Raw genomic sequence first — 24522 nt, 5'->3', positions numbered from 1 at the left:
GGCATCCGGTTGCGCGTGATGTCCGGAACCCCTGGATGGCCGGATGCCACATCGCGCGGACGATTCGCTTGTGCGCACCCTCCAACGCCGGTGCCGGTGCGGTCGCTAGGGTGGAAAGCGTGACCGACCAGCCCGATCTCTTCACCACCGCCGGCAAGATCGCGGACCTGCGCAGCAGGTTCCAGGAGGCGGTCGTCGATGCCGAAGCCGCCGCGCGCCAGAAGCAGCACGCGAAGGGCAAGCTCACCGCCCGCGAGCGCCTCGAGATGCTGGTGGACCCCGGCTCCTTCGTCGAGCTCGACGAGTACGTGCGCCACCGCACCACGGCCTTCGGCATGGACAAGTCCCGCCCCTACGGCGACTCGGTCGTCACGGGCACCGGCACCATCCACGGTCGCACGGTCGCGGTGTACGCGCAGGACTTCTCCACCTTCGGCGGATCGCTCGGCGAGGTCGCCGGCGACAAGATCATCAAGGTGATGGAGCTGGCGCTGCGCAGCGGCATCCCGATCATCGGCATCCTGGACTCCGGCGGCGCCCGCATCCAGGAGGGTGTCGTCGCCCTCGGCAAGTACGGCGAGATCTTCCGCCTGAACACCGCGGCCTCGGGCGTCATCCCGCAGATCTCGATCATCATGGGACCCGCCGCCGGTGGCGCGGTGTACTCCCCCGCCCTCACCGACTTCGTCATCATGGTCGACAAGACCAGTCAGATGTTCGTCACCGGCCCCGACGTGATCAAGACCGTCACCGGCGAAGACGTGGGCATGGAGGAGCTCGGCGGAGCCCACACCCACAACACCCGCTCGGGCGTCGCGCACTACCTCGCCGACGACGAGGACGACGCGATCGACTACGCCCGCGGGCTGATCGGGTACCTCCCCGACAACAACCTCGCCGAGATCCCCGTCTACGACACCCCCTTCGAATTCGAGACGACGGATGCCGACCGCTCGCTGAACACGGTCATCCCCGACTCCCCCAACCAGCCGTACGACATCCACACCGTCATCGACGGGATCGTGGACGCCGGCGAGTTCCTTGAGGTGCAGCCGCTGTTCGCGCCGAACATCGTGATCGGCTTCGGACGCATCGAGGGGCGGACCGTCGGCGTCATCGCCAACCAGCCCTCGCAGATGGCCGGCACGCTCAACATCGACGCCGGTGAGAAGGCGTCGCGGTTCGTGCGGTTCTGCGACGCCTTCTCGGTGCCGATCGTGACCCTCGTCGACGTGCCCGGGTACCTCCCCGGCACCGACCAGGAGTGGACCGGCGTCATCCGCCGCGGTGCGAAGCTGCTGTACGCCTACGCCGAGGCCACCGTGCCCCTGGTGACCGTGATCCTGCGCAAGGCCTACGGCGGCGCCTACATCGTCATGGGCTCCAAGCAGCTGGGCGCCGACATCAACCTCGCCTGGCCCACCGCCGAGATCGCCGTCATGGGCGGTCAGGGCGCGGTCAACATCCTCTACCGCGGTGAGATCAAGCGGGCCGAGGAGGCCGGCGAAGACGTCGCCGCCGTGCGCACGCGCCTCGCGAACGAGTACACCTACAACGTGGCATCCCCGTTCCTCGCGGCCGAGCGCGGCGAGCTCGACGGGATCATCGAGCCGGCGCAGACCCGCGTCTCGATCGCCAAGGCCCTGCGGGCGCTGCGCAACAAGCGTGCGAGCCTGCCGGCCAAGAAGCACGGGAACATCCCGCTGTGAGCGCCGACCCCTCCGACGCCGGCCGGCCGCCCGTGGTGGCGGAGGTCGTGCGGGGAACACCCACCGAAGAGGAGCTGGCCGCGGCGATCGTCGTGGTCAGCGAGGCGTACGTGCGCGAGGTCGCCGAGGCCACGGCTCCCGACGACGCCCCGCGTTCCCGGTGGGAGCTGTCGGCTCGCGGCTTGAGGACGCCTCTGAACCGCGCCGCGGGATGGAACGGCTTCACCGGCTGACCGTTCGGCCGGAAAGTGTCCCCCGAAATACCTACAGACGCCGCGGGACGGGTCGCGAATACTGGAGGAGCTGGAACGCATCACGCGTTCGGTCGGACCGCTCCTTCGAGCCGGATCCGGCCGCACGAACGGTTTTCGGGTAACCGTTCGTCCGGGTGGGGGGCAGGCGATATCGCCGCCCCTCACCCCTCACTCTCGGCAGCGTCGACGAATCCCCCCTTTGCGTCGGTCCGACCGACGGGTGAGGGGTGAGCCCGGAAGAGCCCCGAGGCGGATCCGCTCAGCGCGGTCGCCGGATCTCCCGCCACAGGTCGACCTCGTCGTCGTCACCGCCGGCGCCCTCGCCCCGCGAGCGGCCGACGATGGTCACCGCGATCTCGTGGTGCGGCGACGTGCGGATGATGAGACGCTGCGAGACGGACTCGCGCAGGACGGATGCCAGCTCGGCGCGGATGACGTCGAGGTCGGCGGGCCGCAACCCCTCCAGTCCCCCCTCGTCGAACAGGCTGACCGCTGCGCCCCGGCACCGGGCCGCCTCGATCTCGACGCGCACACCGTCGTCGAGGAGGCGGTTGCCGCGGAGTTCGTCGCGCAGGCTCGCCTCGGCCCGGCGGGCGGCGTCCTTGTCGGCGGCGCGGAGATTGCCGCCGTTCTCGATGGTGCGGGCGAGGATCGGCCCCGCGGCCTGCAGGGCACGCTGGACGTGGAGTCGGCGCTCGCGCTGACGTCCGCTCTGCGACGCCTGCCACGCGGAGGCGGCCTGCTGCAGCTCGGCGAGGCGCTCGGCGTCGCGCGCGGCACGGTCGAGCGCGATGGTCACCAGTTGCGCCGCGGTGACCCACATGAGCGACCCGACCAGGCCGAGGCTCAGGGCCTGCAGCGGTCCGAGCCAGAACGACGTCGACAGGGTGAGCAGCGCCATCCCCGTCCACGCGACGATCGCACGGCGGCGCACCATGACGATGGTCATGAGAGCGCCGATCGCCCCGATCACCCAGGTCACGAAGGGCTCGGAACGTCCCGCCTCGGTGACCGCGAGGAACGGCGCGTTGGGCACGATGACGGCGGCCATCAGCGCCAGCGCGACGCCCCAGCCGGGAAGGCGGGCGGGCGAGGTGACGGGCGACGACGAGTCGGTGCGCTCGCGCGCGCCGATGGCGAAGATCCAGAGCCAGGTGACGGGGAGGTAGAAGACCAGGGCCGCCACGATCAGCCACCCGCGCTCGACGGTCTCGGGCGAGGTCCAGATGAGTCCGCGCGCGGCGAGGTAGGCGGTGAAGGCCAGTCCGATGATGGACAGGACCGAACGCACGGTCACCAGCGGTCACCCGCTTCCCACTCGAGGGTCACCGTCGTGCCGGCGGAGGTCGAATCGATGTCGCTGCGCCCGCCGACGGCGGCCAGGCGGGCGTTGATCGACCCGCGGATGCCGAGACGGTCGTCGGGGATGGCCGCCACGTCGAACCCCGGCCCCGTGTCGCGAACGCGCACGGCGACGCCGCCCGGCGCACTGTCTCCCGTGAGCTCGACCGAGAGACCCTGCGCATCGGCGTGCTGCACCGCGTTGGCGACGGCCTGCATGGCGGCGAGGACGAGGGCACGGGCCACGCGGCCGGGGACACGCGGCGTGCCCTCCTCCACCGTGCGGGTGACGACGAGGTCGACGCCGAGCTCACGGGCGGCCACCTCGATGTCGTCGGCGAGACGCAGGGCGGGCACGGGCTCGTCGCTGCCCTCGAGGGAGTCCTTCTCGGCGTTGGCGAGCCGTGTCAACGCCTCGCGAGCCATGCTCACGGCGAGCGTGCGTTCACGCGGGCTGGAGGCGCGCTCCGCGGCGAGCAGGGCGCCGAGGACGCTGTCGTGCATCAGGGCGGCGACCGCGACGCGTTCGTGCTCGGTGGCCGCGGTGGCCGCCGCCGAGGCGTAGCTCGACACGGCGACCGCGCGCGCCTGGTCGACGTTGGCGGCGATCGAGCGGTACATCCACCCGAGCGTCAGCAGCACGCTGCCGAGGATGAGGGCGAACGTCACGTCGAGGATGACCGGCACCACGAACTCCGGCTGCCCGCCCGCCTGGAGCAGGCGCACGACGCCGAACAGGAGGGGCGTCGCGATCGTCCACACGACCTGCAGCGCGAGGGGGAACGCGACGATCGTCGACACGGTGGCCACGTTGACGAGGTAGAAGATCCAGGGGTTCTCGGTCGGCGCCGGCGACGGACCGCCGGCGGTCGCGAGCGGCCAGACCGCCAGCGCCAGCACGAACACCACGGCGAAGATGCCCGAGAACACCCGCGCGAAGCGCCCGACGCTGCAGGCGATGATCATGGCGACGAGGGGGACGAACACCGCCAGCACCAGCGGCGTGTGCCACCCCTCGGCCTCGTCGCCGGGGCCGAAGGCGGCGACGAACGCCTGCGCACCGAGCACGAGCGAGCCCGGGCCCACGATGAGGGTGATGACGCGTTCGATGCGTGTCTGGGTGAACGTCCCCTGGTCGGCCTGACTCTCGCGCGTGTGCGGGATGCGACCCCACGCCTCGTCGAGCACCGACCGGTCCGATTCAGCCACGGCCGGCGTCATCTGGCGCATCCTGCAGGATGCCGTCTTCCATGGCTCGACGCAGCAGATCGACCTTGGTGGGTGCGGGCCGCCCCACCTCGACGTACTTCACCCGCACGCGGGTGATGTTCTCTTTCGCCGTGGAGTACGCCACCCCGAGCCGCTCGGCCACGGCCTTCAGCGGAAGCCCCGCCGCGTACAGACGCAGCACCTCGCGCTCGCGTGCCGACAACTGGGCGTCGGCGAAGTCGCGGTCGCCCTCGACGGCGCTGGCCCACTCGACGTTGTCGAGCAGCTCACCGCGCGCGACGGTGCTGATCGCGCCCAGCACCTCGTGCGTGGGCGACGACTTGCTGACGATCCCGGCGGCTCCGGCGGCGAGGGCTTCGCGCACCGCTCCGGCGCGGTCGGCGACGCTGTGGATGATCACGCTCGAGCCGTCGCGGACGACACGGTCGACGTTCTCCGACACGGTCGTGCCGTCGCCGAGGGTGAGATCGAGCACGACGACATCAGCCGGCGTCTCGGCCGCGCTCTGGCGCCACGTGAGGTAGGCGGCCACGTTCGCGCCGGAGAAGACGACCTTCGTGGCCTCCGTGCGCGCGAGGGCGGCCTCCAACCCGAGCCGGACCGACTCGTGGTCATCGATGAGGGCGACGCGCGTCATCCCGTCATCGTATCGGCGCTGCCCTCCGCCGCGCAGGAGGACCTTCGCGGTACGGCGCGTCATCGCGACGGGCGCACGCTCGCCAGAGGCTCAGCGACGCAGGACGGCGACCGCTTCGACGTGGTGCGAGTTCGGGAACAGATCGACTCCCCGGATGCCGCGGTCGGCCCGATAGCCGAGCTCGGCGAAGGTCGCGAGATCGCGCGAGAGGGCGACCGGGTCGCAGGCGACGTACACGACCGCCGTCGGGGCCAGAGCCGCGATGCCCTCGACCACGGCGCGACCGGCGCCGGCGCGCGGCGGGTCCAGCAGCACGACACCGCGCGAGAGGCGCTCGCGTTCCCGCGCGGAGGCGTCAGCGCCGAGCGTGGCCACGAACCGGTCGACACGCGCCGTCTCGGCACGCGCGCCGATCCACTCCGCGAGGTTCTCGCCCGCGTGCTCGGTGGCGCGAGGGTCGCTCTCGACGCTCACCACGCGCGTTCCGCGCCCGCCCATCTCGCCGAGCGTCGCAGCGAACAGGCCCACCCCGCCGTAGAGGTCGAGGTGCGTGGCCTCGGGATCGAGTCCGCCGAGGGATGCCGTGAGCTCCGCCGTGACGAGCGAGGTCAGCGTGCGCGCCGCCAGACGGTGCACCTGCCAGAATCCGCCCGCGTCGACGCGGAACACGCGATCGCCGACGCGCTCCTCGACCACCTCGGACTCCACGGGCGCGCGCTCGCCGTCGGGACGCGGAAGGATGCGCACACGACCGTCGGAGGGCTGGACCAGATCGATGCGTCCGGGCAGGGCGCGGCCCGCCCGCACCTCGGATGCCGCGCGGGCGATGGCGTCGGTGGCCAGCGGGAGGTCGGCGGTCTCGACGACGTGATGCGAGCGGGCGGCGAAAGCCCCGACACGCCCGGCCTCGTCGACGTGCAGGCTCACACGGGTGCGCCACCCGGTGCCGTCGGACGACTCGCGCTGCTCGTCGTCGCCCGCGGCCGCGACCTCGACGGGGAGCTCGAGCCGACCGACCCGCTCGACCGCCTCGCGGATGACGCGCTCCTTCAACGCGCGTTGGTGGTCGAGGTGGATGTGACCGAACTCGGCACCGCCGACCCTCTCCGACGGATCGACGTCGATCGCCGCCGCCGCCCACACGTGCGGCTGCCGTTCGGGGGCGGCCTCCAGCACCTCGATCGCCTCCGCTCGCCAGAACGCCTTCTTGCGGGTGTCCGTGAGCCGAGCGCGGATGCGCTCGCCCGGCAGGGTGTCGGGGACGAAGACGACGCGCCCCTCGTGCCGCCCGACGAACACCCCGCCGTGGGCGATGCCGGTGATGTCGAGTTCGATGAGGTCGCCGTCGTGCATCCCCCGAGCCTGTCACACGCGGCCGGGAGGCAGCCGGGGGGGGGCGTGGCCGGGCCCGGTGGCTTCGACAGGCTCAGCCACCTCACCACCGGCGGACCCTGAGCCCGTCGAAGGGTGGGGACCCGCACGACCCGTGGCTTCGACAGGCTCAGCCACCTCGCCACCGGAGGACCCTGAGCCTGTCGAAGGGTCCGCAACCCCGCACGACCCGGCGAATCCGACACGCTCGACCCCCTCGCGAACCGAGGACCCTGAGCCCGTCGAAGGGTCCGGAGCCCCCGGCGCGTGGGTAGCGTGGGCGCATGCGCGTGTGCCTGGCATCCACTTCTCCCGCCCGTCTGATGCTGCTGCGCCAGGCGGGGATCGAACCCGAGGCGCGAGCACCTCGGGTCGACGAAGAGGCCGTGGTCGCCGAGGTCGAGGCCGCCGAGGGGCGGCGCCTGCCCGCTGCGGAGCACGTCCTGCTGCTCGCGCGCCGCAAGGCGGCCGACGTCGCGCAGCGCCTGCGGGCGGACCAACCCGCGTTCGACGGTTTCGTCATCGGCGGCGACTCGATGTTCGCCCTCGGCGACGAGATCCTCGGCAAGCCCTACACGGCGGAGGTCGCCACGCAGCGCTGGCGCGACATGCGCGGACGCACCGGCGTGCTGCACTCCGGGCACAGCGTGTTCCGGCTCTCCCCCGGCGCCGAGCCACGGGAGGCGTTCGCCGTGGCGGAGGCCTCGGTGAGCTTCGCCGCCGACGTCGACGACGACGAGATCGCGGACTACGTCGCCAGTGGCGAGCCGCTGCTGGTCGCGGGCGCGTTCACCGTCGACAGCCTCGGCGGGGCGTTCATCGAGCGTGTCGAGGGCGACCCCTCCACCGTGGTCGGGATGTCGGTGTCGACCGTGCGGCGTCTCGTCCGCGAGCTCGGCGGCTCGTGGACGTCGCTGTGGAACCGTTCGTAGACACTCGCACACGTTCTTCGGCGTTTCTTGTCGAGGAGTGTCAAAAGAGCGGCGGGCCCCCTCGATAGGCTGGGAGGATGCCGAAGATCGCCAAGGTCCTTGTCGCCAACCGCGGCGAGATCGCCGTCCGTGTCATCCGCGCCGCCCGCGACTCGGGCAAGGCCTCCGTCGCCGTCTACGCCGACCAGGACCGTGACGCGCTGCACGCCCGCCTCGCCGACGAGGCGTACGCCCTGGACGGGTCGACCAGCGCCGACACCTACCTCTCGATCGAGAAGATCCTCTCGGTCGCCCGCCGTTCCGGCGCCGACGCGGTGCACCCCGGATACGGATTCCTCGCGGAGAACGCCGACTTCGCCCGCGCCGTCATCGGTGCCGGGCTGATCTGGATCGGTCCCTCGCCCGACGCCATCGAGGCGCTCGGCGACAAGGTCACCGCGCGTCACGTCGCCGAGAAGGTCGGCGCGCCCCTGGCTCCCGGTACCCCCGGCCCCGTCTCGGGGGCCGATGAGGTGATCGCCTTCGCGGAGCAGGTGGGACTGCCCATCGCGATCAAGGCCGCGTACGGCGGCGGCGGGCGCGGCCTCAAGGTCGCCCGCGAACTCGACGAGGTCGCCGAGATGTTCGAATCGGCCACCCGCGAGGCCGTCGCCGCCTTCGGCCGCGGCGAGTGCTTCGTCGAGAAGTACCTCGACAAGCCGCGCCACGTCGAGACGCAGTGCCTGGCCGACGTCGCCGGCAATGTCGTCGTCGTCTCCACGCGCGACTGCTCGCTGCAGCGCCGCCACCAGAAGCTCGTCGAAGAAGCCCCCGCGCCGTTCCTCACCGACGAGCAGAACGCGATCCTCTACTCGGCATCCAAGGCCATCCTCCAGGAGGTCGGCTACGTCGGCGCCGGAACGTGCGAGTTCCTCATCGGAGCGGACGGCACCATCTCGTTCCTCGAGGTCAACACGCGCCTGCAGGTGGAGCACCCCGTGTCGGAGGAGGTCACCGGCATCGACCTCGTGCGCGAGCAGTTCCGCGTCGCCGAGGGCGAGGAGCTCGGGTACGACGACCCCGCCCCCACCGGGCACTCGATCGAGTTCCGCATCAACGGCGAGGACCCCGGCCGCGGCTTCCTCCCCCAGCCCGGCCCCATCCACGTCTTCAAGACCTTCGGCGGTCCCGGCCTGCGCCTGGACTCCGGCGTCACGGCGGGCGACACCGTCTCGGGCGCCTTCGACTCCCTGCTCGCGAAGATCATCGTCACCGGCCGCGACCGCGCCGAGGCGCTGGAGCGCGCCCGCCGTGCGCTCGACGAGTTCGAAGTCGCCGGCATGCCCACCGTGCTGCCCTTCCACCGCAAGGTCGTGCGCGACCCCGCGTTCACGGCCGAGGACGGCGCCTTCGGCGTCTTCACCCGCTGGATCGAGACGGAGTTCGTCAACGACATCCCGGCGTGGGACGGCGAGCTCGACGCCCCCGCGGCCGCCCCGGGCCGGCACACCGTGGTCGTCGAGGTCGGCGGCAAGCGTCTCGAGGTGAGCCTGCCCGACCGCATCACCGCCGCCGCCCCGCAGGTCGGCCGTCCCGCCGCCGCCCCGCCGTCCCGCCGCTCGCACGCGGCCTCCCCCGCCGCCGGAGCGACCGGCGACGCGGTGAAGTCGCCGATGCAGGCCACGATCGTCAAGGTCGCGGTCGAGGAGGGCCAGCAGGTCGTCAAGGGCGACCTGGTCGTCGTGCTCGAGGCGATGAAGATGGAGCAGCCCATCCAGGCTCACAAGGACGGAACGGTCGCCTCCATCGACGCGAACCCCGGTACCACCGTCTCGGCGGGCCACCAGCTGCTGCTGATCAGCTGACCCCGGCTCGTTCGTCCGGCGCCGCGCTCCTTCGGGGGTGCGGCGCCGTCGTTCGTGCGGCGCCCGCTGCACCCCCTCGTCCCACTTATGGTCAGTCCTACCGCCGGACGCGAACTCCCTCGTCCCACTTATGGTCAGTCCTACCGCCGGGCGCCGACTCCCTCGTCCCACTTGTGGCCGGTCCCATCGCCCACAACCCCCCAGAAGTGGGACATGCACCGACATAAGTGGGACACACGCGCGCACCCCGCGCACACACCCCGCCGCGCGCACCCCGCCGCGCGCACCCCACCGCACACACCCTTCGTCCCACTTCTGGCCGGTCCAACCGCGCATAACCCGCCACAAACGGGACGTGCACCGCCATAAGTGGGACGCACAGAGAGAGGCGATGCCGCGAGGCTGCGGCATCCGGGATGGTCAGTCCTCACAAGGCGGCCGGAACGCGGCGGGGTGTGCCCCGCCGGCGCAGCCCACCCCGCGACAAACGCGCGCTGCATGGACAAACGCGTTCCGGAAGCGTTTCTCCGTGCAGGGAGCGTTCATCGGCGCGGGGACCCGCGGGGCGCCGAACGGCGACGGATGCCGCGAGGCCGCGGCATCCGGTGTGCTCAGTCCTCGCCGGGGTCGTCGCGGTCGACGATGTGCATCGCGCGCGCGGCGTCGGTGATGCTCGAGGTCAACGACGGGTAGACCGCGAAGACGCGGGCCACCTGGTCGACGGTGAGGCGGCGCTCCACGGCGATCGCGATCGGGTAGATGAGCTCGGAGGCCTTCGGTCCGACGATCACGCCGCCCATGACCGTTCCGCTTCCCTCGCGGGCGATGAGCTTGACGAAGCCGTCGGTGATGCCCTGCATCTTGGCGCGCGGATTGGCCGAGAGAGGGAGCTTGCGCACCTTGCCGGCGATGCGCCCCTCGATGACGTCCTGCTCGCTGAAGCCGACGGTGGCGATCTCGGGCGCGGTGAAGATGTTGGCCGTGATGCGGCGGGTCTCGAGCGGGATGACGATGTCGCCGAGCGCGTGGAAGATGGCCTGGCGCCCCTGCATCGATGCGACCGAGGCTAGGGGGTAGAAGTTGGTGCAGTCGCCGGCGGCGTAGATGTTCGGCACGGAGGTGCGCGCGACGCGGTTCACGCGGATGTGGCCGGATGCCGTCATCTGCACGCCCGCCTGCTCGAGGCCGAGTCCCGCGGTGTTCGGGATCGAGCCCACGGCCATGAGGCAGTGGCTGCCCTCGATCGTGCGCCCGTCGGACAGGGTCACGGTCACGCCGTCGCCGGTGTTGACGACCGAGTCGGCTCGGGCCTTCGCCAGCAGCGTCATGCCGCCGCGCTGGAAGACGCGCTCGAGCACGGCCGCGGCATCCTGGTCCTCCCCGGGGAGCACCTGGTCGCGGCTGGAGACGAGCGTGACCTTCGCCCCGAGGTTCATGTACGCCGAGGCGAACTCGGCGCCGGTGACACCCGAGCCCACCACGATGAGGTGCGTGGGGACCGACTTCATGTTGTAGAGCTGGGTCCACGTGAGGATGCGCTGGCCGTCGGGCTTGGCCGAGGGCAGCTCGCGCGGCGACGCCCCCACCGAGACGACGAGGGTCTCGGCTTCGACTCGGTCGAAGTCGGTGCCGCCGGCCTCGGTCGAGACCACCACGGCTCCGTTGCCGTCGAGTCGACCGTGACCGGAGATGATGCGCACGCCGGCGTCGAGCAGCGAGGCGCGCATGTCGTCGGACTGCTGGCGCGCCAGGGAGAGCAGACGCTGGTTGACCGCCGCGAGGTTGATGGCGACCTCGGGGGTCAGCGGCTTGCCGCGGTCGTCCTTCGCGAAGAGCTGCACACCCAGGTCGCTGGCGTTGCGGATGGCGACGGCCGCGTCGGCCGTGGCGATGAGCGTCTTGGAGGGGACGACGTCGGTGATGACCGCCGATCCCCCGACGCCGGCGCGCTCGACGAGGGTGACGTCGGCGCCGAGCTGGGCCGCGGAGAGGGCCGCCTCGTATCCGCCGGGGCCTCCGCCGACGATCGCGACGGACTGCTTGCGCTCGAAGCTCTGCACCATGGCATCCATTCTGTCAGCGCTGGGCGGATGCCGATGCGCCACCCAGGTCGGTCCGACACGCTGGGGGCATCCGTGTGCCGTCTGGCCCGCGGGCCCCGCACTTTCTAGAGTGGGGGAATGTCCAACAGCACTTCTCACCCGCTCGACGACCCGGCGGTCGACCCGTTCGAGGTCGCCACGGCCGCAGCGGCCGACATCGCCCGACTCTCCGGGGTCGAGCACCACGACATCGCCGTGACCCTCGGGTCGGGCTGGGGGCGCGCCGCCGAACTCATCGGCGAGGAGACGGCGTCGTTCCCCGCCACCGAGGTCACCGGCTTCAGCAAGCCCGCTCTCGAGGGGCACGTCGGCACCCTCCGCAGCGTCCGCACGACCGGGGGCAAGAACGTCCTCGTGATCGGTGCGCGCACCCACTACTACGAGGGCCACGGCGTCCGCCGCGTCGTGCACAGCGTGCGCACGGCCGCGGCGACCGGCGCGACCACGATGATCCTCACCAACGGCGCCGGGGGCATCCGCGAGACGTGGAAGCCCGGTCAGCCCGTGCTGATCAGCGATCACATCAACCTCACCGCCGACTCGCCCCTCGAGGGCGCGACCTTCATCGACCTGACCGATCTCTACTCCGCGCGCCTGCGCGAGGTGGCGCGCTCGATCGACCCCTCGCTCGACGAGGGCGTCTACACGCAGTTCCGCGGGCCCCACTACGAGACCCCCGCCGAGGTGCAGATGGCCAAGACCATCGGCGGTCACATCGTCGGCATGTCCACGGCCCTCGAGGCGATCGCGGCCCGCCAGGCGGGCATGGAGATCCTGGGCTTCTCGCTCATCACGAACCTGGCCGCCGGCATCCAGAAGACCCCGCTCAGCCACGAGGAGGTCCTCGAAGCCGGTCGCGAAGCCGAGCCGGTGATCTCGGCCCTGCTGGCCCGCGTGATCGGCGCGCTGTGAGCGACCACGTCGACGCCGCCCGCGCGTGGATCGCGCAGGATCCGGATCCCGTGACCCGTGAGGAGCTCACCGCTCTCGTCGCGCGCGTCGAAGACGGGGATGCCGAAGCCGCGGCCGATCTGGAGGACCGCTTCTCCACCCGCCTGGCGTTCGGCACGGCGGGTCTGCGCGGAACCCTCGGCGCCGGCCCCAACCGCATGAACCGCGTGCTCGTGGCGCAGGCGGCGGCGGGCTTCGCCGCGTACCTGAGCGAGCGTGCCGGCTCGGAGACCCCGACGGTCGTGGTCGGCTACGACGGTCGGCGCAACTCCGACGTGTTCGCGCGCGATTCGGTCGAGATCTTCGCCGGGGCGGGGCTGAACGCCGTGCTGCTGCCGCGCCTGCTGCCCACGCCGGTGCTCGCGTTCGCCGTACGCCACCTGGGCGCCGACGCGGGCGTCATGGTCACCGCGAGCCACAACCCGCCCGACGACAACGGGTACAAGGTCTACCTCGGCGGCGACGACGAGGGCGCGCAGATCGTCTCGCCCGCCGACGCCGAGATCGCCGCCCACATCCAGCGGATCGCCGACACGGGCACCGTGAGCACGCTCCCCCGCTCGGTCGGCTACGCCAACGCCCCCGAATCGGTCGTCGAGGCCTACGTCGCCGCGACGGCGGCCGTGGCCCCCGCGCCCGCGGGTGCCGAGGGACTGCGCTGGGTCTACACCGCGATGCACGGCGTCGGGTGGGAGACTGTGTCGAGCGTGCTCTCCGCCGCGGGCTACCCCGCGCCGGTGCTCGTAGAGGCGCAGATCCACCCCGACGGACGCTTCCCCACGGTCGCGTTCCCCAACCCGGAGGAGCCGGGCGCGATGGACCTCGCGTTCGAGACCGCGCGCGCGGCCCACGCCGAGCTCGTCATCGCGAACGACCCGGATGCCGACCGCCTCGCGGTGGCCATCCCCGACGCCGACGCCGAGGGCTGCTGGCGCCGGCTCACCGGCAACGAGATCGGGCTGCTGCTCGGGTGGCGCGCGGCGCGGGCCGCGGCGTCGGGGCGGGATGCCGACGCCTCGACGCGGGACGGCGCTTCCGACGGCGCAGCGGGATCGACGGCCGACGCCGCCGAGCCGGCCTCCGCGTCGGTGCAGGACGCCGGGGCACCGGCATCCCTCGCCTGCTCGCTCGTGTCGTCACCGGGACTGCAGGCGGTGGCCGAGCACTACGGTCTCGCCTTCCACTCGACCCTCACGGGTTTCAAGTGGATCTCGCGCGCGCCCGGGATCGTCTTCGGCTTCGAGGAGGCCTTGGGCTACCTCGTGAACCCCGGCACCGTCCGGGACAAGGACGGGATCTCCGCCGCGGTCGCGCTGCTCGAGATGGCGTCCGAAGCGCGCGGGCAGGGACGCACCGTGGCCGACCTGCTGCAGGAGTTCCGCGAGACGTTCGGCGCGTTCGCGAGCGACCAGATCTCGGTGCGCGTGAGCGACGTGAGCGAGATCGCCGGGATCATGGCATCCCTCCGCGCCCAGCCTCCGTCCGCCGTCGGCGAGGTCGCGGTGGCGAAGGTCGACGACCTGCTGCTCGGCGTCGACGGGCTGCCGCCGGGCGACGTGCTGCGCGTGTGGCTCGAGGACGGTTCGCGCCTCATCGTGCGCCCGAGCGGAACCGAACCGAAGCTCAAGCTGTACCTCGACGTGCGCGGCTCGTCAGCCAAGAAGGCCGCGCGGCGCCTCTCCGCGCTTCGCGCCGGGGCCGAGGCGCTGCTGGCGTCGGTGCGCTGAGGGGACGCGCGCCGGGTTTGGGGCGGTCGCTGCGCTGACGCGGCGGCTGCCGGGTTTGGGGCGTATTCCTCTCGTCGGGGCGTGATTCCTGCGCCCCGACGGGAGAGATCCGCCCCAAACCCCTTCTTGCGGGGGTCCTCCACAGGGGACCTCTCCGAGGCGTTCTCTCCAGCGGACGCGGCGATGGCGGATGCCGTGACCGCCGGGCCGCGAAACTGTCGGTCATGTCCGGCCTCGCTCTGCTCTCGCGCGACGATCTCGCGGCAGACGGCGTGGGCTCGTCGGCGCTCACGCGGCTCCTCGGCACGGGTGCGGTCGTTCGCCTACGGCCCGGCGTATACGTCCGACCGGAACCGGGCTCCGCACCCACACCCGAGGAGGCGATCGTCCTTCGCGCGCGAGCGCTCGAGATGGTCAGCCGCGAACCGCCCGTCTTCTCCCACCTCACTGCGGCCGCGTTGCACGGTCTTCCCGTTTACGCCCCTTCATCGCCCAAGGTGCACGTGATCCTGGGACCGGATCGCCCGGGAGCCGCAACCGGCGTCGTGAGACACCGCGGGGAGGTCCCCGCCGAGCAGATCGTTCAGCGTCACGGCCTCCGATGCACCGGCCTCGAGCGCACTCTCGCCGACATCGCGCGCACCATGCCGTTCGAGACGGCGGTGTGCGCCCTGGACGCGGGGCTCCGCCCGGTGGCCGTTCCCGAGCCCGGCGTGTTCCTGCCACACGCGGCGGACGAACGGCGCGAACACATCCGCGACATCGCGCTGCGGTCCGCACACGGTCGGACCCGTGCGTTGCGCTCGCTGGCATTCGCGGACGGTCGTGCCCAGCTACCCGGCGAGAGCATCAGTCGCATCCGACTCGCCGAACTCGGGTTCGCGCCGCCCGACCTGCAAGTCGCCGTTCCCGGCCCCTCGGGCCGCCCCTACTACGTCGACTTCGGTCTCGACGACGTGCGCGCCTGGGGCGAGTTCGATGGCGAGTCGAAGTACCGGGACGAAGCCCTGCGTTCCGGTCTGTCGCTGGACGAGGTGCTTCTGCGCGAGAAACAGCGCGAGGACTGGATCCGCGGGCGCACGCAACGGCCGATGGCGAGGTGGCAGTGGGCGCACTTGCGCACCCGCGACGCCCTCGGCCGCAGACTCCCGACCTTCGGCATCTGCCCCCGCTGAGGCTCGCGCGCCCGACACGCGGCGCCTGGGGTTCGGGGCGAGCGGTGGCGTGCCGCCGGAGCCCGGGCTGCACTGTACGGGCACGCGCACCGAGGTTTGGGGCGCGTTTCTCCGTTCGGGGCGGAGGAATCACGCCCCGAAGCGAGAAGTACGCCCCGAACCGGCTAGACGCACGGCGTTCCCCGTCCGCGGGCCACCGCCGAGCGCCGTACCGCGAGCTCCGCGCGGGCACGCGCACCGACGTTTGGGGCGCATTTCTTGGTTCGGGGCGGAGGAATCACGCCCCGAAACGAGAACAGCGCCCCGAACCCGGGAGACGCGCGGCATCCTCGAACCCCGGAGCCGCGACGCGTCGCCCGCGGCGTCAGCCGTCGATCACCGCGACCAGCTCGTCGAGGAAGGCCGGGAAGTCGGTCGCGCGGCGGACGATGCGCTGCACGCTGTCCCGCTCGCTGAAGACCTCGACGAACTGCTCGAACACCGTCTGGAAGGCCTCGCGGTCGGTCTCGCTGAACGCCACGAGCGCCACCACCTGCACGCGTCCCTCGCCCCAGGCGATCGAGGGGTCGGCGATGCCGATGGCGATGCGGGTCTGCGTCGCGGTCATCCCCATCGCGTGCGGCACGGCGAGGGCGTCGGTGAACGCCGTCGACGAGATCGCCTCGCGCTCCACCGCGCGGTCCACGTAGGCCTCGTCGATGACCCCCTGCTCCACGAGCAGTCCACCCAGGCGACGGATGACGCCGGCCTCGCCGTCGGCGGCATCCAGGCCCCGCACGAACGCGCCGGGCGCGAAGTAGCGCTCGAGCTCGTCGCGCAGTCGCGCCAGGCGTCGTCCGCGACGGATGCGTCCGGCGGCGGCCTGCACCCGCTCGACGTCGGCGTCGGTGAGGAACGGCTGGATGCGCACGAACCGGTCGCCGGGCCGCGGCGGGTCGATCGTGGTGAGCACCAGGTCGGTCTCGATCGCGTCCCACGCGGGGTCGATGCGCGTCTCGACGCCGACGACCTCGATCGCCTGGCCGAGGGAGCGGTCGACGCTCGAGCGCAGCAGCTCGTGCAGTTCGTAGTACCCCGGGCACACGATGGTCGCGGTCAGCAGCTGGTCGGCACGGCGGCTGCGCTCGAGGCGCCCGCCGACGTGCATGGCGATGTAGGCGATCTCGTCGTCGAGGATCGGGATGCCGAGACCGTCCTGCAGGCCCTTCGCGATGTACACGGCGACCTCGAAGATCATCGGGTAGGTCGACTTCAGCGACCGCGTGAGCGGGTTGCGCGACCACGCCTGCTCGCGGGATCGGGCGAGGAGGTTCTGCACGTGCAGCGCCAGGCGCAGGATGAAGTCGTCGTGCGCGATGTCGACGAGGAACTCGGATGCCGCGTTGTCGACCACCAGCCGCACGGCGGCCTCCACCGCGGGGTCGAGGCGCGCGCGCACGTCGTCGGTGCCCGGCGAGCCCGGGGCGACGATGCGCGTCAGCACGAGGGTGGCGAGGTGCCGCAGGTCGCCGGAGCCGAGCTGCACGCCGATGTGCTTGACGGTGAGGCGGTCGAGCAGGTCGACCACCGCCGCGGCGGCGTCGGAGGAGTCGCCGCCGGGCGACCCGAGGGCGCGGTCGCGGGTGGTGCGATCGGCGGCGATGGCGATGTGCATCACGACGTCGCCGATGCCGATCTCGTTCACGTAGTAGCCCAGGGCCCCGAGCTCGGCCACGAGCTCGGCCTTGAACGGACCGAACGCCCGCGCCCCGACGGAGCGCTCGCCCAATGTGCGCCGCAGGGCATCGAGGTCGAACAGGCCGGCATCCATCTCGTCGTGCGCGAGCTTGGACAGCAGGCGCCGCTGAGCCACCTCGGTTCCGCGCAGGCGAGCGGTGGATGCCGAGCGCTCGAGGGTCAACTCGGTCCCCCCGAGCAGACCCCGCACGCGCGACAGGTCGGCCTCGAGAGTGGCCGTGCTCACGTGGAGCGCGTCGGCGGTCTCGAACACGTCGATACCGTCGGCGGAATCGAGCAGGCGACGCACGAGGGTGTGCAGGCGATCGCGCGGGGTGCCGGCATCCGAACCGGAGAGGGAACGCAGCGCCGCGGCGGCGTCGCCGCCCGCGCGGTAGCCGAGCGGCCCCGACTCGATCGCCGCTCCCGACGGCACCCGGGCGTTGATCGTCGTGACATAGGAGCGGATGCTGCGCGGCGTGACGCCGAGCGCGTCCGCCAGCGATGCGGCGGTCGACCATTCCCCATCCCGCAGCAACAGGGCCAGCAGGCGGTCTTGGCGAGCCTTCGTCGTCACGATCCGTCCTCCGCGCCGCCCCGGTGGGCAGCGATCCGTCCATCCTTTCACGCCCATCCCCACCGGGCGCGGGAGCGCACGCGCGTGCGCACGAGCGGGCTCGGTCACGGGAGCACGCGCTCGCGCCGGGCACGGGGCGCACGCGTGCCCGGACGCGGGGAGCACGCGTTCCGGGCATGGGAATTGCGCGAGCGGGAGGGGCCGTGGCATCCACGTTCCGGGGGGTGGGAAACGAACCTGGTTGTCCCCTGTGAAGCGGGTGCGGACAATCGAGAGGAAGAAAGGCCGGTCGATGAAGATCCTCGTGGTGTGCGGAGCGGGTGCGTCGAGCACGTTCGTGGCGCAACGCGTTCGTCGTGCTGCGCAAGATCGCGGTCTCGACTGCACCGTGTCGGCCGGAACCGCGCGTTCCGTGCCCGACGACCTCGACGCCGCCGACATCGTCCTCGTCGGTCCGCACCTGGCCGCCGACCTCGAGCACATCCGCCGCGAGGCCGAGCCGCGCGGTGCGACCGTCATCCTGCTTCCCGCCGACGTCTTCGCCGACCTCGGCGGAACCCGAACCCTCGCCCTCGTCGAGGACTCCCTGCGCTCCCGCCAGCCGGCGGACACGATCTGAGTCGACGGAGACACCCATGCCCCACTTGACCCGCACCGTCCGCATCGGATCGTCGCACGGTCTGCACGCGCGCCCCGCGAAGCTCTTCGCGCAGGCGGCGAAGGACTCCGGCATCCCCGTGACCCTGGCCAAGGACGCCGGCAAGCCCGTCAACGCCGCCAGCATCCTGGGCATCATCGCGCTGGGACTGGAACAGGGCGACTACGTGACCCTCACCGCCGACGGCGACAACGCCGAGGCCACGCTCGAGCGCCTCGCCGAGCTGCTGACCACCGACCACGACGCCGAGTAAGGAAGACAAGCACCATGACGGAACTCCGTGGAGTCGGAATCGGCCTGGGCGTCGCCCAGGGACCCATCGCGCGCATGGCCGAGCCCCTGCCCGCCCCGAAGGATGCCAAGAGCGAGCTGACGGTCGAGGAGGAGACGGCGCGCGTGCGCGAAGCCGTCGCCGCCGTCGCCCGCGAGCTCGAGGCCCGCGGGGCCCAGGCGGGCGGCGCCGCCCGCGACGTGCTCGAGGCGCAGGCGATGATCGCCGAGGACCCCACCCTCGAGGCCGAGGTCGACTCCCGGCTGGCGGCGGGCAAGAACGGCGAGTTCGCCGTGCACGACGCCTTCGCCTCGTTCCGCGAGCAGCTCGTCGCCCTCGGCGGCTACCTCGGTGAGCGCGCGGCCGACCTCGACGACGTCGCCCAGCGCGTGATCGCGCGTCTGCGGGGCGTCGCCGCCCCCGGCATCCCCGATCCCGGTCACCCGTTCGTGCTCGTGGCGAAAGACCTCGCCCCCGCCGACACCGCCCTGCTCGATCTCGACAAGGTGCTCGCGCTCGTCACGACCGAGGGCGGCCCCACCTCGCACACCGCGATCCTCGCCCGCGAGAAGTCGATCGTCGCCGTCGTCGGCGCCGCGGGCGCGAAGGACCTCGTCAACGGTCAGCCCGTGATCGTCGACGCCGCCGCCGGGGTCGTCACCGTCGACCCGTCGGAGGACGAGAAGGCGCGCGCGCTCACGCGTGCCGCCTCCCGGGCCGCCGCGGCATCCGCCCCGATCACCGACGGCGCCCTCGCCGACGGCACGAAGGTGCCCCTGCTGGCCAACCTCGGCAAGCCCGGCGGTGCCGCCGAGGCCGTCGAGCTCGGCGCCGAGGGCGTGGGCCTGTTCCGCACCGAGTTCCTCTTCCTCAGCTCCAGCTCCGCCCCCACGGTCGAGGAGCAGCGCGCCGCCTATATCGAGCTGCTCAGCACCTTCCCCGGCAAGAAGGTCGTCGTGCGCGTGCTCGACGCCGGAGCCGACAAGCCGCTGCCCTTCCTCAACGACGCGCACGAGGAGAACCCGGCGCTGGGCCTGCGGGGCCTGCGCGCCCTGCGCGCGAGCGAGGACATCCTGCGCGAGCAGCTCACGGCCCTCGCCGAAGCGGATGCCGCGACGCGCAAGACCGAGGCCGGCCCCGCCGACCTGTGGGTGATGGCCCCGATGGTCTCGACCGTCGAGGAGACGCGGTACTTCACCGCCCTCGCCAAGGACTACGGCCTGAAGACGACGGGCGTCATGGTGGAGGTGCCGTCCTCGGCCCTGCTCGCGGACCGCATCCTCGACATCGCGGACTTCGCCTCGATCGGCACCAACGACCTGACGCAGTACACGCTCGCCGCCGACCGCCTGCTCGGCTCGGTCGCGTCGTTCCAGGACCCGTGGCATCCGGCCGTGCTCCGCCTCATCCGCGAGGTCGGCGCCGCGGGACGCACCCACGGCAAGCCCGTCGGCATCTGCGGCGAGGCGGCGGCCGACCCGCTGCTGGCCGTCGTGCTCGTGGGCCTCGGCGCCACCACCCTGTCGATGGCCCCGACGGCCCTCGCCGACGTGCGCGCCTCCCTGCTCACCCACACTCTCGACGATGCCCGCCGCATCGCCGAGGCCGCCCTGGCCGCCGATGACGCGGCCTCCGCCCGGGAGGCCGCTCAGGCAGCCTCCGCGAACACCGTCGCGGCGTGAGCCGCACCCCCCACCCGGCTTCGGCCGCAACGCTAGTCAAGGAGACACAGCAATGACGACGACGTCACCCGCCAAGAAGCCGGGAGGAGCGCGGATCGCGGTACAGCGATTCGGTACGTTCCTCTCCGGCATGATCATGCCGAACATCGCGGCATTCATCGCATGGGGCTTCATCACCATGCTCTTCATCCCCGCCGGGTTCTTCGGTGCGAACAGCCCCTTCGGCTGGCACTGGGCCCCGGTCGCCGAGATCCTCGGCGGCGGTGGTGACGCCGCCACCATCGGATGGCCGGGAGCGGCGACCGCGCTGACCGCGAACGCCGACGGCAGCACCTACCAGGGCTACGTCGGTCTGGTGAGCGTCATGATCACCTACCTGCTGCCCCTTCTCATCGCCAACACCGGTGGACGCATCGTCTACGGCGCGCGCGGTGGCGTGGTCGCGACCATCGCCGTCATGGGCGTGATCGTGGGCACCAACATCCCGATGTTCCTCGGCGCGATGATCATGGGCCCGCTCGCGGCCTGGATCACCAAGCAGATGGACAAGCTGTGGGACGGCAAGATCCGCCCCGGCTTCGAGATGCTCGTGAACAACTTCTCCGCCGGCATCCTCGGCATGATCCTCGCGATCGTCGGCTTCTTCGCCTTCGGTCCCGTCTTCCTCGGCATCAGCGCGGTCCTCGGCAGCATCGTCGCGTTCCTCGTGCAGTTCAACCTGCTCCCGGTGCTGTCGATCATCGTCGAGCCCGCCAAGGTGCTGTTCCTCAACAACGCCATCAACCACGGCGTGTTCACCCCGCTCGGCATCGAGCAGGCGGCGGAGAGCGGCAAGTCGATCCTCTTCCTCATCGAGGCGAACCCCGGCCCCGGCCTGGGTCTGCTGCTGGCGTTCACGTTCTTCGGTGTCGGCGCCGCCAAGGCTTCAGCTCCGGGCGCGATCGTCATCCAGTTCCTCGGTGGCATCCACGAGATCTACTTCCCGTACGCCCTCGCCAAGCCCGCGACCATCCTCGCGCTCATCGCCGGTGGCGCCTCGGGCGTCGCGACCAACATGATCTTCGGCGGTGGCCTGGTGTTCCCGGCAGCCCCCGGCAGCATCATCGCCGTGACGGCCGCCGCGGCCGGTGGCGGAGTGGGCAATGTGCTCGTGGTCTACCTCTCGGTGGTCGTCGCCGCCGTGGTGACCTTCCTCATCGCGGGCATCATCCTCCGCGCCTCGCGCAAGCGCGACGCCGAGGCGGAGGGCGACAGCTTCGCCGCCGCGATCGACCAGACCGCCGCCAACAAGGGCAAGGAGTCGTCCACCCTGGGCGCCCTCCGCACCCGCGCCGCCGGCACCACCGGTTCGGGCACCACCGAGACGGCCGACCGCGATGTCGACGCCGCGCTCGGCGGTCTCGAGGGCGGGGTCGCCACGAAGCAGCTGAACAACATCGTGTTCGCCTGCGACGCCGGCATGGGCTCCTCCGCGATGGGCGCGAGCGTCCTGCGCAACAAAATCAAGAAGGCCGGCATCGAGGGCGTCACGGTCACCAACCAGGCCATCGCGAACCTCGACGGCTCGGCCGACCTGGTCATCACGCAGAACCAGCTCACCGACCGCGCGAAGGCGCAGTCGCCCGACTCGGTTCACGTGTCGGTGGACAACTTCATGAACTCGCCGCGGTACGACGAGGTCGTGGAGATGGTCCGCGCTCAGCACGAAGCCAAGTAATCCCCTACCACGCCAGGGGCCGGAGCGTCAGCCCGGCCCCTGGCGTCTTCCCGTCCGGCCCGCGTTTTGCCAGGCTGGACAGCACGACGAGAAAGGCGAGAACCATGTCGAACGTCCTCCGCATCGAATCCGTCCGCATCCACCCCGGGAGCGCCACCCGCGAGGAGGCGATGAAAGAGGCGGCCGACCTGCTCCAGGCCACCGGGTCCGTGACCGAGGCGTACTTCGCCGCCATGCAGCAGCGCGAGGAGACGGTCTCGACCTACATGGGCAACGAGCTCGCCATCCCGCACGGCACCAACGAGACCAAGCAGGCCATCCTCGCCTCCGGTCTGTCGGTCGTGCGCTACGACGGCGGCGTCGACTGGGGCGGAGAGCCCGTGACCTTCGTCATCGGCATCGCCGGCAAGGGCGACGAGCACCTCGAGATCCTGTCGCAGATCGCCATCCTCTTCTCCGAGGAGGACGACGTCGCGCGCCTGAAGGCCGCCTCCTCCCCCGAGGAGCTCTACGAGGCCCTCGCGGGTTCCGTCAACGCATGAAGGCCGTCCACTTCGGCGCCGGCAACATCGGCCGCGGCTTCGTCGGGCTCCTGCTGCACGAGGGCGGGTACGACCTCGTCTTCTCCGACGTCTCCGCAGCTCTCGTCTCCGCGATCAACGACGCCTCGTCGTACACGGTCCACGAGGTGGGCGAGGGCGGCGTCGACAAGCAGGTGACGAACTTCCGCGCCATCGACAGCTCGGTGGATGCCGAGGCCCTGGTCGACGAGATCGCCACCGCCGACGTGGTCACGACCGCCGTCGGTCCCACCATCTTGAAATTCGTGGCTCCGCACATCGTCGCCGGTCTCGCGCTGCGCGATCCGTCGCTGCCGGCGCTGCAGGTCATGGCGTGCGAGAACGCCATCGGCGCGACCGACCAGCTGCGCGACCACGTCGTCGAGCTCGCCGGTGAGGCGTGGGATGCTCTGGCATCCCGTGCCGTCTTCGCCAACACCGCGGTCGATCGCATCGTCCCGGCGCAGGCCCAGGGCGGCGTCGACGTCACCGTCGAGCCGTTCTACGAGTGGGCGATCGAGCGGGCGCCGTTCGGCGACACCCCGCCGCACATCCCCGGCGCGCACTTCGTCGACGACCTCGAGCCCTATATCGAGCGCAAGCTCTTCACGGTCAACACCGGCCACGCCACCACCGCGTACTTCGGGGCGCAGGCGGGCATCGAGCGCATCTCCGACGCCCTCGCCGACCCCGCGATCGCGGCCAAGGTCGAGGCGGCGCTCGAGGAGACCAGCGCACTGCTCGTGCAGAAGCACGAGCTCGACGCCCAGGTGCAGGGCGAGTACCGCGCGACGATCCTGCGCCGTTTCCGCAACGCCGCCCTCCCCGACACCGTGTGGCGCGTCGGTCGCCAGCCGCTGCGCAAGCTCTCTCGACACGAACGTTTCGTGGGTCCTGCGGCCGAGGCGATCGAGCGGGGTCTGCCCGTCGACGCGCTCGTGGCCGCGATGGCCGCGGCCCTGGAGTTCGTGGATGCCGAGGACACTCAGGCCGTCGAGCTGCAGCGTCTGCTGCGCGAGCTCGACGCCGAGGCGTTCACCGCCCAGGTGACCGGCCTCGACCGCGCGCACCCGCTGTTCGGGCGGGTCGTGGAGGTCGTCTCCGCACGACAGGCGGCCCTGGCCTCCTGAACCTCCGACACCGCCGACGCGGCCGCAGCGAGCGGCGCGTCGGCGGTGTCGTGTTCGCGCTCGACGCCGTTCAGCGCCGCGCCGCGCGGCGCGGCGAGCCCGGGGATACGCTCGGGGACGTGACCGACAGCACGCGCCCCACCGATCCGTCCGCCGCCCCCGCGCCGCGCCGCCGACGCCGATGGCTGCGCTGGACCCTCGGCGGCCTCGGTGCGATCGTCGTGCTGCTGGTCGGCGGCATCCTGATCTACAGCCAGGTCGGCGTCATGGGGGCCGAGGCGGGCCCCCTCGCCGAGGCCGAGGCGAACCCCGGTCTGGCGATCAGCGACGACGGCGCGGGCATCGTGCTCTCCCCCACCGCCGGCGCGACCGGACAGGGACTGGTGTTCATCCCGGGGGCCAAGGTGGAGGCCGAGGGGTACATCGCGACCCTCGCCGACACGGTCGTCGACGACGGTGTCACCGTCGTGATCACCAAGCCCTGGCTGAACCTGGCGTTCTTCGATCCCCGTCCCCTGTCGACGTTCACCGACCTCGCGCCCGATGTCTCGACGTGGGCGGTGGGCGGTCACTCGCTCGGCGGAGTGCGCGCGTGCCAGCTCGCGACCGACGCCGATGCGCTCGTGCTCTTCGCCTCGTACTGCGCGAACGACCTGTCGGCATCCGGACTGCCCGTGCTGAGCCTGTCGGGATCGGAGGACGGCCTGTCCACCCCGCAGAAGATCGCGGATGCCGCGGGCGAACTGCCCGCCGACGCGACCTTCGTCGAGATCCCCGGCGCCTCGCACGCGTCGTTCGGCGCCTACGGCCCGCAGCCGGGCGACGGCACCCCCACCGCCGATCCGGCCGAGGTCGACCGGATCATCGCCGAACAGTTCGCTGGTTTCCTGCCGCGCCCCTGACCCCGGCCGTCGCGCGACGTCGAGCGTCCAGGACAC

At 71.7% G+C, this 24522-nt stretch carries 20 protein-coding genes; 14 read left to right on the top strand and 6 right to left on the bottom strand.

All coding sequences use genetic code 11. The features are described 5' to 3' along the window. The first annotated feature begins 110 nt into the window (after positions 1 to 110). Positions 111 to 1709: an acyl-CoA carboxylase subunit beta gene (locus Q0818_RS10820; protein WP_298874446.1), complete on the top strand. Its 1599-nt coding sequence runs from the start codon at positions 111 to 113 to the stop codon at positions 1707 to 1709. Continuing rightward, positions 1706 to 1942, top strand: a complete 237-nt coding sequence (locus Q0818_RS10815) for an acyl-CoA carboxylase subunit epsilon (protein ID WP_298874445.1) — start codon at positions 1706 to 1708, stop codon at positions 1940 to 1942. The genes Q0818_RS10820 and Q0818_RS10815 overlap by 4 nt, the downstream gene beginning before the upstream one ends. 280 nt (positions 1943 to 2222) lie before the next feature. Here the strand turns inward: Q0818_RS10815 and Q0818_RS10810 are convergent, their stop codons facing one another. The 4 genes from Q0818_RS10810 to Q0818_RS10795 all read right to left on the bottom strand — a co-directional run bounded on the left by Q0818_RS10810 (position 2223) and on the right by Q0818_RS10795 (position 6524). Beyond that, positions 2223 to 3260: a hypothetical protein gene (locus Q0818_RS10810; RefSeq protein WP_298874444.1), complete on the bottom strand. Its 1038-nt coding sequence runs from the start codon at positions 3258 to 3260 to the stop codon at positions 2223 to 2225. Next, positions 3257 to 4525, bottom strand: a complete 1269-nt coding sequence (locus Q0818_RS10805; RefSeq protein ID WP_298874442.1) for an ATP-binding protein — start codon at positions 4523 to 4525, stop codon at positions 3257 to 3259. The genes Q0818_RS10810 and Q0818_RS10805 overlap by 4 nt, the downstream gene beginning before the upstream one ends. Further along, positions 4506 to 5171, bottom strand: coding sequence for a response regulator transcription factor (locus Q0818_RS10800; RefSeq protein ID WP_298874440.1), 666 nt, complete (start codon positions 5169 to 5171; stop codon positions 4506 to 4508). The genes Q0818_RS10805 and Q0818_RS10800 overlap by 20 nt, the downstream gene beginning before the upstream one ends. 90 nt (positions 5172 to 5261) lie before the next feature. Beyond that, entirely contained in the window at positions 5262 to 6524 is a 1263-nt protein-coding gene (locus Q0818_RS10795) for a class I SAM-dependent RNA methyltransferase (RefSeq protein ID WP_298874438.1), read from the bottom strand. A gap of 302 nt (positions 6525 to 6826) precedes the next feature. Between Q0818_RS10795 and Q0818_RS10790 the strand changes: the two genes are divergently transcribed. Then, entirely contained in the window at positions 6827 to 7474 is a 648-nt protein-coding gene (locus tag Q0818_RS10790; RefSeq protein ID WP_298874435.1) for a nucleoside triphosphate pyrophosphatase, read from the top strand. A gap of 77 nt (positions 7475 to 7551) precedes the next feature. Further along, a complete protein-coding gene (locus Q0818_RS10785; RefSeq protein ID WP_298874432.1) occupies positions 7552 to 9318 on the top strand; it encodes a biotin carboxylase N-terminal domain-containing protein in 1767 nt (588 codons plus the stop codon). Between the two features lie 611 nt (positions 9319 to 9929). Here the strand turns inward: Q0818_RS10785 and Q0818_RS10780 are convergent. After that, positions 9930 to 11390, bottom strand: coding sequence for an NAD(P)H-quinone dehydrogenase (locus tag Q0818_RS10780; protein ID WP_298874429.1), 1461 nt, complete (start codon positions 11388 to 11390; stop codon positions 9930 to 9932). Between the two features lie 108 nt (positions 11391 to 11498). Between Q0818_RS10780 and Q0818_RS10775 the strand changes: the two genes are divergently transcribed. From Q0818_RS10775 to Q0818_RS10765, 3 genes are all read left to right on the top strand, one after another. Further along, the gene (locus Q0818_RS10775) at positions 11499 to 12332 is read left to right on the top strand and encodes a purine-nucleoside phosphorylase (RefSeq protein ID WP_298874426.1); all 834 of its coding nucleotides are present in this window, start codon (positions 11499 to 11501) and stop codon (positions 12330 to 12332) included. Then, positions 12329 to 14098: a phospho-sugar mutase gene (locus Q0818_RS10770; protein WP_298874424.1), complete on the top strand. Its 1770-nt coding sequence runs from the start codon at positions 12329 to 12331 to the stop codon at positions 14096 to 14098. The genes Q0818_RS10775 and Q0818_RS10770 overlap by 4 nt, the downstream gene beginning before the upstream one ends. A gap of 224 nt (positions 14099 to 14322) precedes the next feature. Continuing rightward, a complete protein-coding gene (locus Q0818_RS10765; protein ID WP_298874423.1) occupies positions 14323 to 15273 on the top strand; it encodes a hypothetical protein in 951 nt (316 codons plus the stop codon). Between the two features lie 364 nt (positions 15274 to 15637). On the opposite strand, the gene Q0818_RS10760 is transcribed toward Q0818_RS10765, so the two are convergent. After that, positions 15638 to 17566 carry a PTS sugar transporter subunit IIA gene (locus Q0818_RS10760; RefSeq protein ID WP_298874422.1) on the bottom strand — a complete coding sequence of 643 codons (1929 nt, stop codon included), beginning with the start codon at positions 17564 to 17566 and terminating at the stop codon, positions 15638 to 15640. 292 nt (positions 17567 to 17858) lie between these two features. Here Q0818_RS10760 and Q0818_RS10755 point away from each other — a divergent pair, with 292 nt between their 5' ends. The 7 genes from Q0818_RS10755 to Q0818_RS10725 all read left to right on the top strand — a co-directional run bounded on the left by Q0818_RS10755 (position 17859) and on the right by Q0818_RS10725 (position 24486). After that, the gene (locus Q0818_RS10755; RefSeq protein WP_298874421.1) at positions 17859 to 18185 is read left to right on the top strand and encodes a PTS sugar transporter; all 327 of its coding nucleotides are present in this window, start codon (positions 17859 to 17861) and stop codon (positions 18183 to 18185) included. A gap of 16 nt (positions 18186 to 18201) precedes the next feature. Further along, complete coding sequence (locus Q0818_RS10750) at positions 18202 to 18477, top strand: HPr family phosphocarrier protein (protein ID WP_150952419.1); 276 nt, start codon at positions 18202 to 18204, stop codon at positions 18475 to 18477. A gap of 14 nt (positions 18478 to 18491) precedes the next feature. Further along, complete coding sequence (gene ptsP / locus Q0818_RS10745) at positions 18492 to 20177, top strand: phosphoenolpyruvate--protein phosphotransferase (RefSeq protein ID WP_298874416.1); 1686 nt, start codon at positions 18492 to 18494, stop codon at positions 20175 to 20177. Positions 20178 to 20229: 52 nt separating this feature from the next. After that, positions 20230 to 21894, top strand: coding sequence for a PTS mannitol transporter subunit IICB (locus Q0818_RS10740; protein ID WP_298874414.1), 1665 nt, complete (start codon positions 20230 to 20232; stop codon positions 21892 to 21894). A gap of 104 nt (positions 21895 to 21998) precedes the next feature. Further along, positions 21999 to 22436: a PTS sugar transporter subunit IIA gene (locus Q0818_RS10735; RefSeq protein WP_298874411.1), complete on the top strand. Its 438-nt coding sequence runs from the start codon at positions 21999 to 22001 to the stop codon at positions 22434 to 22436. Further along, complete coding sequence (locus Q0818_RS10730) at positions 22433 to 23584, top strand: mannitol-1-phosphate 5-dehydrogenase (protein ID WP_298874408.1); 1152 nt, start codon at positions 22433 to 22435, stop codon at positions 23582 to 23584. The genes Q0818_RS10735 and Q0818_RS10730 overlap by 4 nt, the downstream gene beginning before the upstream one ends. 119 nt (positions 23585 to 23703) lie before the next feature. Next, on the top strand, positions 23704 to 24486 hold the full coding sequence (locus tag Q0818_RS10725) for an alpha/beta hydrolase (RefSeq protein ID WP_298874405.1): 783 nt from the start codon (positions 23704 to 23706) through the stop codon (positions 24484 to 24486). Positions 24487 to 24522 lie beyond the last annotated feature (36 nt).

It is taken from the genome of uncultured Microbacterium sp., from assembly GCF_947489255.1.
GTDB classification, from domain to species: domain Bacteria; phylum Actinomycetota; class Actinomycetes; order Actinomycetales; family Microbacteriaceae; genus Microbacterium; species Microbacterium phycohabitans.
The sequence above is the reverse complement of the archived record's forward strand: the minus strand, read 5'-3'. Positions and strand labels throughout refer to the sequence as shown.